Annotated in this window: 6 protein-coding genes and 2 pseudogenes; 6 read left to right on the top strand and 2 right to left on the bottom strand. The window is 70.1% G+C overall.

Features of this window, described 5'->3' with window-relative positions; translation table 11 throughout:
* The first annotated feature begins 12 nt into the window (after positions 1-12).
* Positions 13-3,463, top strand: a pseudogene (gene dnaE, locus ACQ86J_RS36585) (DNA polymerase III subunit alpha).
* Here dnaE and ACQ86J_RS36590 read toward each other — a convergent pair.
* Both ACQ86J_RS36590 and ACQ86J_RS36595 read right to left on the bottom strand, forming a co-directional pair.
* Positions 3,460-4,428 carry a hypothetical protein gene (locus tag ACQ86J_RS36590; protein ID WP_431269341.1) on the bottom strand — a complete coding sequence of 323 codons (969 nt, stop codon included), beginning with the start codon at positions 4,426-4,428 and terminating at the stop codon, positions 3,460-3,462. The pseudogene dnaE and the gene ACQ86J_RS36590 overlap by 4 nt on opposite strands.
* A gap of 597 nt (positions 4,429-5,025) precedes the next feature.
* A complete protein-coding gene (locus tag ACQ86J_RS36595; protein WP_431269342.1) occupies positions 5,026-7,671 on the bottom strand; it encodes a M10 family metallopeptidase C-terminal domain-containing protein in 2,646 nt (881 codons plus the stop codon).
* Positions 7,672-7,933: 262 nt separating this feature from the next.
* Between ACQ86J_RS36595 and rpsB the strand changes: the two genes are divergently transcribed.
* The 5 genes and pseudogenes from rpsB (at position 7,934) to uppS (ending at position 12,209) form a co-directional block, all read left to right on the top strand.
* The gene (gene rpsB / locus ACQ86J_RS36600) at positions 7,934-8,830 is read left to right on the top strand and encodes a 30S ribosomal protein S2 (protein WP_431269343.1); all 897 of its coding nucleotides are present in this window, start codon (positions 7,934-7,936) and stop codon (positions 8,828-8,830) included.
* 36 nt (positions 8,831-8,866) lie between these two features.
* Positions 8,867-9,787: a translation elongation factor Ts gene (gene tsf, locus ACQ86J_RS36605; RefSeq protein ID WP_431269344.1), complete on the top strand. Its 921-nt coding sequence runs from the start codon at positions 8,867-8,869 to the stop codon at positions 9,785-9,787.
* A gap of 154 nt (positions 9,788-9,941) precedes the next feature.
* Positions 9,942-10,664, top strand: a complete 723-nt coding sequence (gene pyrH, locus ACQ86J_RS36610) for a UMP kinase (protein WP_431269345.1) — start codon at positions 9,942-9,944, stop codon at positions 10,662-10,664.
* Positions 10,665-10,852: 188 nt separating this feature from the next.
* Entirely contained in the window at positions 10,853-11,425 is a 573-nt protein-coding gene (gene frr / locus ACQ86J_RS36615) for a ribosome recycling factor (RefSeq protein WP_431269346.1), read from the top strand.
* A 110-nt stretch (positions 11,426-11,535) separates the two neighbouring features.
* Positions 11,536-12,209, top strand: a pseudogene (gene uppS / locus ACQ86J_RS36620) (polyprenyl diphosphate synthase).
* Positions 12,210-12,255 lie beyond the last annotated feature (46 nt).

The following is a 12,255-nucleotide window of genomic DNA, read 5'->3' on the forward strand; positions in this document are numbered from 1 at the left end:
TAGGGTGAGGGCATGAGCGACTCGGCCGGCTGCTTCGTCCACCTCCATGCCCATTCCAGCTATTCGCTGAGCGAAGGCGCCATCAAGGCGGAAAAGCTGGCGGCCCTGGCCAAGGACGCCGGGATGCCGGCGGTGGCGCTGACCGACAGCGCCAACCTCTTCGGCGGGCTGGAATTCTCCCAGGGCTGCTCGGGCAAGGGCATCCAGCCGATCATGGGCTGCCAGCTCTTCCTCTCCCGCACCGCCAGCGACGACCGGCCGGAGGCCGAGCGGCAGCCGCCCGATCCCATCGTGGCGCTGGCGATGGATGCGCGCGGGCTCGACAACCTCCAGCGCTTGTCCTCCCGCAGCTTCCTCGCCAGCGACGCCTCCGGCCGGCCCTGCCTGACGCTCGGGACCCTTGAGGAGCATGCCGGAGGAATCTTCCTGCTGACCGGCGGCACCTTCGGCCCGATCGGCCGGCTGCTTGCAGAGGGTCGCCGTTCCCCGGCCGAGGCGCTGCTGCGCCGGCTGATCGCCGCCTTCCCGGACCGCCTGGCGGTCGAGCTCAACCGCCATGGCCTCGATGTCGAGCGGGTGATCGAGCCGCCGATGCTGGCGCTGGCCGACGAGCTCGGCCTGCCGATCGTCGCCGCCAATGACGTCTACTTCGCGACGCCGGCGATGCACGAGGCGCATGACGCGCTGCTCTGCATCGCCGAGGGGCGGACCCTGGCCGAGGAGGACCGCCGCCGCGTCACCGCCGAGCACTGGTTCAAGCCGGCGGCGGCGATGCGGGCGCTCTTCGCCGACCTGCCGGAGGCCTGCGACAATACCCTGGCCGTCGCCCGCCGCTGCGCGGTGATGGCGGAGGGCAAGAAGCCCGAGCTGCCGGTCTGCCCCAAGGTCGGGGAAGGCATGACGGAATCGGAGACCGTGCGCGACATGGCCACGCGCGGGCTGGAGCAGCGGCTCGACACGCTCGGGCTGGATGAGGCGGCGCGCGCGCAATACCGCACGCGGCTCGACTACGAGCTCGGCGTCATCGACCAGATGGGCTTCTCCGGTTACTTCCTGATCGTCGCCGACTTCATCCAATGGGCCAAGGCGCAGAGCATCCCGGTCGGCCCCGGCCGCGGCTCGGGCGCCGGCTCGGTCGCCGCCTGGGCGCTGGCGATCACCGACCTCGACCCGCTGCGCTTCGGCCTGCTCTTCGAGCGATTCCTGAACCCCGAGCGCGTGTCGATGCCGGACTTCGACATCGACTTCTGCCAGGACCGCCGCGACGAGGTGATCAACTACGTCCGCCGCGAATACGGCGCCGACCGGGTCGCGCAGATCATCACCTTCGGCAAGCTGCAGGCCAAGGCGGCGGTGCGCGATGTCGGCCGCGTGCTCGGCCTGCCCTACGGCCAGGTCGACCGCGTCGCCCAGCTGATCCCCTTCAACCCGGCCAAGCCGGTCACCCTGGCCCAGGCGATCGAGGGCGAGCCGCGGCTGCAGCAAGCTGCGCGACAACGACGAGCAGGTGGCGCGGCTGCTGGAGATCGCCAACCAGCTCGAGGGCCTCTACCGCAATGCCTCGACCCATGCCGCCGGAGTGGTGATCGGCCGCAAGCCGCTGATCGAGATCGTCCCGCTCTACCGCGACCCGCGGGCGGACATGCTGATCACCCAGTACTCGATGAAGTATGTCGAGCAGGCCTCGCTGGTGAAGTTCGACTTCCTCGGCCTGAAGACCCTGACGGTGATCGAGAAGGCGCTGGCGATCCTGAAGGGGCAGGGGGTGGACATCGACCTGGCCACCCTGCCGCTGGACGATGCGAAGACCTACGAGATGCTTCGCCGCGGCGACGCCGCCGGGGTGTTCCAGTTCGAAGGCGCGGGCATGCGCGACTGCCTGCGGCAGATGCGGGTCGACCGCTTCGAGGACCTGATCGCCGCGGTCTCGCTCTACCGGCCCGGCCCGATGGCCAACATCCCCGCCTATTGCCAGCGCAAGCATGGCGAGCCCTGGGAGAGCCCGCACCCGAAGATCCACCACATCCTGGAAGAGACCTACGGGATCATGGTCTACCAGGAGCAGGTGATGCAGATCAGCCAGGAGGCTGCGGGCTACTCGCTCGGCGGCGCCGACCTGCTGCGCCGCGCCATGGGCAAGAAGATCGCCAAGGAGATGGAGCAGCAGCGCGCCATCTTCACCGAGGGCGCGGTGAAGAACGGCATCGAGCCGGCGAAGGCCACCGAGATCTTCGACATGATGGCGAAGTTCGCGGAATACGGCTTCAACAAGTCGCACGCCGCGGCCTATGCGCTGGTCAGCTACCAGACCGCCTGGCTGAAGGCGAACCATCCGGTCGCTTTCATCGCGGCGTCGATGACCCTCGACCTCGACAAGACCGAGAAGCTGTCCGGTCACATGCAGGAGGCGAGCCGCCTCGGGATTCCCGTCCTGCCGCCGGACGTGAACAAGTCGGGCGCCGAATTCCTGGTCGAGACCACCGAGGAGGGCAAGCCGGCGATCCGCTTCGCGCTCGCCGCGGTCAAGCGTGTCGGCGCCACCGCCATGCAGGACCTGGTGCGGGCGCGGGATGCCAGGGGGCCCTTCGCCTCGGTCGCCGAAGTCGCCCACCGGGTCGACCCGAAGCTGCTGAACAAGATGCAGATCGAGAACCTGGCGAAGGCCGGCGCCTTCGACAGGCTGGAGACGAACCGGGCCAGGCTGGTCGCCGGCGCCGAAGTCATCCTGCGCCGCGCCCAGGCGGCGGCGGAGGAGCGCGCGAGCGCGCAGATCGCGCTGTTCGGCGGCGCAGATTCGCGGCCCGAGCCGCTGCGCCTGCCGGAGATGCCGGACTGGCCGCAACTGGAGAAGCTGTCCTACGAGGCCGAGGCGGTCGGCTTCCACCTCTCGGCGCATCCGTTGGATACCTACAAATCGGTGCTGCAGCGGCTCGGCGTCACGCCCTCCACCAAGATCGAGGAGCGGGCCAGGGCCGGAGCGGCGCGGCTCAAGCTGGCTGGCACCGTGGTCAGCAGCAAGGAACGGCCGACCCGCACCGGCAGCCGGATGGCCTGGATCACCCTCTCGGACGCCGCCGGCAGCTATGAGGTGACGCTGTTCAGCGAGGTGCTGGCCCGCGCCCGCGACCTGATGGCCGAGGGCACCGCCGTGCTGGTCACCGCCGAGGCGCGGCTGGATGGCGAGATGCTGCGGCTGACCGCGCAGGACATGGAGGGGCTTGAGAAGGCGGCGCAGCAGGTCGGCCAGGGTATCCGGCTCTGGTTGGAAGGCGACGCCGCGGTGAACCCGATCCGGGACCTGCTGAACCGGGAAGGGCGCGGCCGCGGCCGGGTCGTCGTGGTCGCCCGCACCGGCCAGGGACAGGAGGTGGAGCTGGCCTTGCCGGGCGGCTTCAACGTCTCGCCGCGCATGATGCAGGCGATGAAGGTGCTGCCCGGCGTCGTCGAGGTGGAGGCGGTCTAGGGCGCTTTCGGCGCCGGGCAGTCGAAGGGGTCCGCATCGGTCCGCAGCAGGCTGGTGCGGAAGGAGATTGGCAGCCGCGGCGCCTCGCCGGTCGTCTCGCTGTGCCGCAGCTCCTCCCATTTGCAGGCGAAGGAGGTCGGCCGATGGCGGAACAGCGCCCGGGCGCCGCCCATCGCCGCCATGTCGCGGAAATGCACCGGGGTCGCCCAGCGCTCGCCGGGGGTGGCCAGCACCAGCAGGTTGGCCGCAAGGGCCAGCCCGCCCAGCGCCGCCAGCGGCCGCAGCGCCAGGGACGGCAGCGGCACTGCCAGCAGCAGCGCCAGCAGGCCGGGGATGAGCAGCCGCTCGCCCGGATTGATCACGTGCTGCGCCACGCGGGGCAGCGCAAGGAACCCGGCCAGCAGCAGCAGCGCCGCCAGTACCGCGGAAGCCGACACGGCGCGGCTGCGGGCGCCCCGCCAGAGCCCGATGCCGAGCGCCGCGGCGAGAAGCGCGGCATAGGCCAGGTTCACCAGCGCCCCGCCCCAGTACAGGGCCGGCCGCAGCACCTCGTCGCCGCCCGTGGCGAAAACGAAATTGTGGTAGGGGCCGAGCTTGGCGACCGTATAGGCCTTGTAGGCCAGGAAAGCGCCGAGGCTTCCGAGCCCGGCACCGGGCTCCGCCGGCACGCCGGTGCCGGCCAGGGCGTACCAGAGGCCGAGCAGCAGCCCCGGAGCCAATCCCAGCATCGCCGCGGCAACCCGCTGGCGGAGCAGCCCGCGGACCCCGACCAGGATGCAGAAGGCGGCGAAGACCGCGGCATGGGAGAAGAAGATCAGCAGCCCGAAGGCGAGGATCGGCCCGGCTTCCGCCCGCCGCGCCGGCGGCAGCAGGAGCCAGGCGGCGAAGAGCAGCAGCGCCAACTGGTAGTTGACGTAGCCGTTCCAGAAAGGTGCGTTGTCGAAGACCGAAACCAGCAGCAGCACCGCAAAGGTCCCGGCCGCCGCCGAGCTGGTGCCGCCGCGCCAGCGCGAGGGCCACCGCCAGCCCGGCGCCGAGCAGCCCGAGCAGGAAGACGCGAGCCGCAAGCGTCGCCGGCAGCAGCAGCGACAGCAGTCCGAGTAAGGCCTGGGCCAGGCTGTTCGGCACGGGATGGGCGACGAGCGCCACGCCGGGCGTGTCCAGGCCCAGCATCAGCCGCGCCAACAGCGCGCCCTGATACGCCCATTCGGCGAAATCCTGCAGCGGCGGGTAGGGCGCGAAGGCCATGGCCACGGCGATCGCGAGGGTCAGCATGGTGGCGGGCGCCCACCAGGGGATGGCAGGCTCCACGCGAAGCGCAGTGCGAAATCCGGTCGTGACGCTCATCGTTGCCAATCCCCTCAAATGCAGTGGCACGCAACTGGACGTGCTGATCCGACAGGCCGGCAAGAAACTGGCCGTGTCGCATCGGAAGCCCGGGGACTGGCGGTTCTTGTTTTTCAGTGGTCCTGGCTGCCGGGATAGTCGCCGACGCCGTGACAGGTTGGTACGCTGGGAAACCCTCACGGGAACTTCGCCATGACTATGCATGATCAGGCATATCAGGCGATGATGATAAAATCTCCGGCGGTGATGCCGGTTCCGTCGCGAAGCAGCGCGATCGGGGTAATTCCGCCCGCGGCGGCGCCGTTGCTGTCCCAGGCCAGAAGGTGGCTGACAGTGCCGTAGACGAATTGCGCCGGTGCGCCGATCGCGGTGCCGGCCTCGTTCAACTGCAGCCGGCCGGCCGCCTGGAGGTCCATCCCGGCCCGCAGACCGGCGCCAAAGCCGGCGGCGGAGAATTCGAAGCGGTCGGCCGCGTCGTCGAAATCGGTCACGACATCGCCGCCCTCGGCGGGGCGCAGGAACCGGAAGGCATCCGCCCCGGCGCCGCCCGACAGCAGGTCCGCGCCGGCGCCGCCGATCAGCGTGTCGGCGCCCGCCTTACCGTCCATGCTGTCGGCGCCGTCGCCGCCAGCCAGCAGGTTGGCCCCGGCATTGCCGGTGATCGCATTGGCCAGGGCATTGCCGGTGCCGCCCAACGCCGTGCCGCCGGTCAGCACCAGCACCTCGAAATTCGCCCCGAGCGTCCACGACAGGCTGGCGCGGACGGTATCGGTGCCCTGGCCGGCGGATTCGAGCAGCGTCACCGTCGCGCTGTCCACCTGATAGGTGTCGTCGCCGAGATTGCCCGCCAGCGTGTCCCGCCCGCTGCCACCCTCCAGCGTGTCGTTGCCTTCGCCGCCGGCCAGGCTGTCATTGCCGTCGCCGCCCCGGAGCGCGTTGGCGCCGGCATTGCCGAGGATGACGTTGTCCAACGCATTGCCGGTGCCGGACAGGCCGGCGGTGCCGGTCAGCGTCAGGTTCTCGAGATTTGCGCCGAGCGTCCAGTCGACCGCGGCACGGACCAGGTCGGTGCCGCCGCTTGCTCCCTCGACCAGGACATCCCCTGCCGAAGTGACGACGAAAACATCGTTCCCGGCGCCGCCGTCGAGCGTGTTGTCGCCCGCCCCGCCTTCCAACGTGTCGTTGCCGGCGCCGCCGGCGATGCTGTCGTTGCCGCCGAGCCCGAGCAGGCGATTGGCGCCGGCATTGCCGAGCAGCTGGTTGTCGAGCGCATTGCCCGTGCCGGTGAGGGCCGCGCTGCCCGTCAGTTCCAGCTGCTCGACCTCGGCGGCCAGGGTGACGCTGACGGAGGCCACCACCCGGTCGGTGCCGGCCCCCGCCTCCTCCCGCACCAGGTCGCCGCTGGTCGAGACGACATAGGTGTCGTCACCGGCGCCACCCTCCAGCCGGTTGTTGCCGGTGCCGCCGTCCAGCGTGTCCCGGCCATCGCCGCCAAGCAACGTGTCGTCGCCGGCCCCGCCGGCGAGGCGGTTGGCGCCGGCATTGCCTTCGATCCGGTTGGCCAGCGCATTGCCGGTGCCGGCGACATCCGCGGTGCCGGTCAGCACCAGGTGCTCCAACTCGGCCCCGAGCGCCCAGGCAAGGCCGGTCCGGACGGTGTCGATGCCCTGGCCAGGCGCCTCGACCAGCAGGTCGCCGGCGCTGGCCACGATGTAGGTGTCGTCGCCGCTGCCGCCGGCCATAGTATTGTTGCCGGCGCCGCCCTCCAGCGTGTCGGCGCCGTCCAGCCCGGCCAGGCTGTCATTGCCGCCGCCGCCCTGCAGATGGTTGCCGGCGGCATTGCCGCGCAGCGTATCGTGGCCGGCGCCGCCGATCGCATCCTCGATCAGCGAGCGGGCGTCGCCCTGGTACTGCAGGGCGTTGAAGACATTGGCGCGGGCCATCTGGGCCGCGCCAAGCTGCGCCAGCTGGCCGGCGGCCAGCACCGACCAGCCACCCGGGGCAAGATCGACATTCACTCCGCCGGCATAGTTCGACAGGTCGTAGGTGTCGTGCCCGCCGCCATCCCACAGGGTGAGGAAGATGCGGTTGCCGCCGAGGCGGCCCTGGCCGGCGCCGTCGACCGACATCTCTCCTGTCAGCGGGTCCCAGCGATAGGTCGTGTCGCCCGACCGGCTGCTGAAATCGGCGCCGTACATCGCCTGCAAGGCGGCGATGTCGAGCATCATGTAGCCCTGCGGCGCGCCCCATTGCTCGAAGCTGTAGCCGGTGGTCGGACCGCCCACATAGGACCGGTAGGTCATGACGGTGAATTCGAGGCTGTCCTGCGCCGCGGGCACCGCGGTCCCCGCCACGCCACCGGTTTCCTGCGCATGCTTCAGCCCGAGCGCATGGCCGAGTTCGTGCAGCACCGTGACATAGGCGTAGTTGCCGAGGACCGGCGTGCGGTAGTCGAAGATCGTGCCGGCATAGTCGGTGCCGAACCAGACATCCCCGCCGATCCCGGTTCCGGGCAAATAGGCCCAGGCGGTCGGCGGCCGGCTCGACTCCGCCAGGCGGATATCGGCCCGGCCGCCGACCTCGGTGAGGTCGAGCAGGGTGAACTGCGCGACGCCCAGGCCCGACAGCGCCGCCTTGCCGCTGCCGTTTGGGGTGCCGAGCAGGGCGGCGCGGACCGCGTCGCGCGCCGTGACCGACAGTGCGCCGAAGCCGGCGGCCGGCTCGCCGCTGCCATAGGGGCTGCCATACTCCGCGGCGTTGGCCGGGAAGCCGAAGCCGATCGGCCCGTCCCAGGCCAGGCCGGAGAGCAGGCCATCGATCGCCTTGTTGCCGGTTGCCCTGACGGTGGTCCTGCCGGCCATGCTGCTGCGTCCTCATCCTGCCCCTGGCCCGTCGCAAAAATTGGACGGGACGGATGAAGGAAGTGCAAAGGCTGGCCGGGCCATCGCCTCGCCTTGCCCTGGGCCTCGCTGCGTGCCATATGGCCGCCGTCGCTGCCCGGGTCCCTCGGGATCGGCAAGTCCGCACGTGGCGCGCCCTTCCTTCGTGGCAGGGTCCGGTCCGGGGAGACATCCCGGGATGCGCCACGGAGGCTCAACCGGACTACAGAAAGGACCTCGCCCCATGGCGATGCCACAGGTTTCCCTGCGCGTGCTGCTCGAGGCCGGCGTGCATTTCGGCCACCACACGCGGCGCTGGAACCCGCGCATGGCGCCGTACATCTTCGGCGTGCGCAATCAGGTCCACATCCTCGACCTGCAGCAGACCGTGCCGATGATGGACCGCGCCCTGCGCGCCGTCCGTGATGTCGTCGCCGCCGGCGGCCGCGTGCTCTTCGTCGGCACCAAGAAGGCCGCCGCCGAGTACGTCGCGGAAGCCGCCACCAAGTGCGGCCAGTACTACGTCAACCACCGCTGGCTCGGCGGCATGCTGACCAACTGGAAGACGATCACCGGTTCCATCAAGCGCCTGAAGCAGATGGAGGAGCAACTCGCCGGCAACATCACGGGTCTCACCAAGAAAGAGATCCTGATGCTGACCCGCGAGAAGGAGAAGCTCGACCGCGCCCTCGGCGGCATCAAGGAGATGGGCGGCCTGCCCGACATCATCTTCGTGATCGACGTGGTGAAGGAGAAGCTGGCGATCGAGGAGGCCAACAAGCTCGGCATCCCCGTCGTCGCCGTGGTCGACTCGAACGCCGATCCCCAGGGCGTCGCCTTCCCGATCCCGGGCAATGATGACGCCATCCGCGCCATCAATCTCTACTGCGACATGGTCGCCGGCGCGGTCTTCGACGGCATCTCGGCCGAGCTGCAGGCCAGCGGCGTCGATCTCGGCGCGACCGAGGAACTGCCGGGCGAGGACGACCTGCTGGCCCCCGACCTGACCCCGGCCGAGCTGGCCGGCGAGCCGGTGCTCGGGGACGCCCAGTCCAGCCCGACGGCCGGCATGGATGCCGGTAGCCTCGAGGCGCTGGTCCAGGCCAGCCCCGAGGACGGCAGCCAGCCGGCCCAGGCTTGATCGCGTCGATAGCCCTTTAGGACACGGGAGATACCCATGGCCGAAGTCACCGCCCTGCTGGTCCGCGACCTCCGCGACAAGACCGGCGCCGGCATGATGGATTGCAAGAAGGCGCTGGTCGAGGCCGGCGGCGATATGGAAGCCGCGATCGACTGGCTGCGGAAGAAGGGCCTTTCCGCCGCGGCCAAGAAGTCCGGCCGCGTCGCCGCGGAAGGCCTGGTCGGCGTCGCCAGCGCGCCGAATTGCGCCGCGATGGTCGAGGTGAATGCCGAGACCGACTTCGTCGCCCGCAACGAGCAGTTCCAGACCTTCGTCTCCGAGGTCGCGGGGCTGATCCTCTCGGTCGGCGACGACATCGAGAAGATCAAGGCCGCGCCTTTCCCCGGCACCCGCCATTCGGTGGCCGAGGAGCTGACGCGCCTGATCGCCACGATCGGCGAGAACATGACCATCCGCCGTGCCAAGCGGCTGGAGGTCAGCGAGGGCGTGGTGGCGACCTACACCCACAACGCGATCAAGCCGGGCCTCGGCAAGATCGGCGTCCTGGCGGCGCTGGAAGGTTCCTCCGAGATCGCCGCCCTCGAGCAGCTCGGCCGGCAGATCGGCATGCATGTGGCCGCGACCCGGCCCGAGGCGCTCGATATCTCGGTCGTCGATCCCTCGGCGCTCGAGCGCGAGAAGGCCGTGCTCTCCGAGCAGGCCCGTGCCTCGGGCAAGCCGGAGGCGATCATCGAGAAGATGGTCGAGGGCCGCATCCGCAAGTACTACGAGGAAGTGGTGCTGCTGGAGCAGGTCTGGGTTCATGACGGCGAGAGCCGGGTGAAGGCGGTGGTCAAGAAGGCCGGCGGCAACCTGACCGGCTTCGCCCGCTTCCAGCTCGGCGAGGGGATCGACAAGCCGGTCGGCCCCGACTTCGCCGCCGAGGTTGCGGCCGCGGCCGGCACCGGCCCAGCCTAGGCTTGGCCTTCGGCCTTTCCGGGCGTCGCACCCGGAAAGGCCGTGGTGCCGCGCCGCGATCCTGGCCGGCGCCTCTCTCCCCCTTGTTGATTCCCGAGCTTGCCCGGGTGTAGGGGCCTGCCTATCTTCACCCGCCTGCCGTGACGGTCCCCGAATGAGCCATCCGCCCAGCTACAAGCGTGTCATGCTCAAGGTGTCCGGCGAGGCACTGATGGGTGATGGGGAGTATGGGCTCGACACCCATACCTGCCAGCGCATCGCCGAGGATGTGCAAGGTGCCATCGCGCTCGGCGTCGAGGTCTGCATGGTGATCGGCGGCGGCAACATCTTCCGCGGAATCGCTGGCGCCGCCGCCGGCATGGACCGGGCCCAGGCCGACTACATGGGCATGCTGGCCACCGTGATGAATGCCCTGGGCATGCAGTCGGCGCTGGAGAAGGTCGGCGTGCCAACGCGGGTGCAGAGCGCCATCGCCATGCAGTCGGTCTGCGAGCCCTATATCCGCCGCCGCGCCATGCGGCACATGGAGAAGGGGCGGGTTGTGATCTTCGCCGCCGGCACGGGCAACCCCTTCTTCACCACCGACACCGCCGCGGCGCTCCGCGCCGCCGAGATGCAGTGCGACGCGCTGTTCAAGGGGACCCAGGTGGACGGCGTCTATGCCGCTGACCCGCGCAAGAACCCGCAGGCCGAGCGCTACGTGACGCTGACCTATCTCGACATGCTGGCGCGCGACCTCGCGGTGATGGATGCCGCGGCGATCTCGCTGTGCCGCGAGAACAAGCTGCCGATCATCGTCTTCAATATCCACGAGGCGGGAGCCTTCACTGCGGTGATGCGCGGTGAGGGGCGATTCACCACCGTCGTGGAACATTGAGGCTTTCCCACGCGCCGGCGATTTGCCGGCGCGGCGGGGGCCAGTTGAACCAGGTGCCGGGCCGGAGTCTCGCCGCAGTGCGGCGCAGGACCGGCCCGGTGGGTCCGCCGGCGGCCAGGGCTAGCCTTTCCGGGCAGTCCGGGGCCGCGGCAGGGCCGCGCCAATAACGGAGCGGGGGACCAGGGGCCATGCCGGCCGACCTCAAGTCATTGAAGCAGGACCTCACGCGCCGGATGGACGGCGCGATCGAGCTTCTGAAGAAGGAATTCTCCGGCCTCCGCACCGGCCGCGCCAGCCCGGCGCTGCTCGAGCTCGTCCGCGTCGAGGCCTATGGCAACAACCAGCCGCTGAACCAGATGGCCAATGTCCAAGTCTCCGGCCCCGGTCTGCTCTCGGTCCAGGTCTGGGACAAGTCGCTGGTGAAGGCGGTGGAGATCGCCATCCGCGATTCCGGGCTTGGGCTCAACCCGCAGACCGAGGGCCAGGTGATCCGCGTCCCCCTGCCGCCACTGACCCAGGAACGCCGGAACGACCTGGTGAAGACCGCCGGCAAATATGCCGAAGGCGCCAAGGTCGCCATCCGCAGCGTCCGCCGCGACGGGATGGAGCAGATCAAGGCCCAGGAAAAGGACAAGAAGGCGCCGCTCGGCCAAGACGAGGCCAAGGGCTGGTCCGCCGAGGTCGAGAAGCTGACCGCCCAGTACATCAAGACCGTCGACCAGACCTTGGCCGACAAGGAAAAGGACATCAGGCAGGTCTGAGCCAGGTGTCCGGTGCCCCCAAGCTGAGCCTTGCGCCGCTGGATGCGGCGCAGGCCGGCGCCACGAGCCGCCCCGGCCAAGCCGGGCTGCCGACGCATGTCGCCATTATCATGGACGGCAACCGCCGCTGGGCCGAGGCCCGCGGCCTGCCAGTGCCGCTCGGCCATAAGGCCGGCGCCGAGGCGGTCCGCCGCACCATCGAGGCCTGCATCCGCGAGGGCGTCGGCTGGCTGACCCTGTTCGCCTTCTCTTCCGAGAACTGGCTGCGGCCAGTCGAGGAGGTTCGGGCGCTCACCGGCCTGCTGCGCCTCTATCTCCGGGCCGAGGTGGCGACGCTGGCGAAGGAGGGCATCCGGCTCCGCGTCATCGGCGACCGCGCCCGGTTCGGACGCGAGACGATGAAGGAGATCGAGCGGGCCGAGGCGCAGACCGCGCATGGCACCAAGCTGAACCTGACGGTGGCGCTCTCCTATGGCGGCCGGGCGGAGATCCTCGCCGCCGCCCGCGCGGTGGCCGAGGCGGTCCGCGACGGCCGGCTGGATCCGGCGGAGCTGGACGAGGCGAGTTTCGGCCGCCGGCTCTTCACCGCCGAGATGCCGGACCCGGACCTGATCATCCGCACCTCGGGCGAGCAGCGCCTGTCGAACTTCCTGCTCTGGCAAGCGGCCTATGCCGAGTTCGTCTTCCAGGACGTGCTCTGGCCCGACTACGACGCCGAATCCCTCGGGGAGGCCATCCGCGATCTGGCCGGCGGGAGCGGCGTTACGGTGCCCGCACAGGCTGAGCCTTCCGGCGCCGTGGCACCCCGGCCATCCCGCTGGCCGGATTTG

The sequence above is a fragment of the Dankookia sp. P2 genome (assembly GCF_050632255.1).
GTDB lineage: Bacteria > Pseudomonadota > Alphaproteobacteria > Acetobacterales > Acetobacteraceae > Paracraurococcus.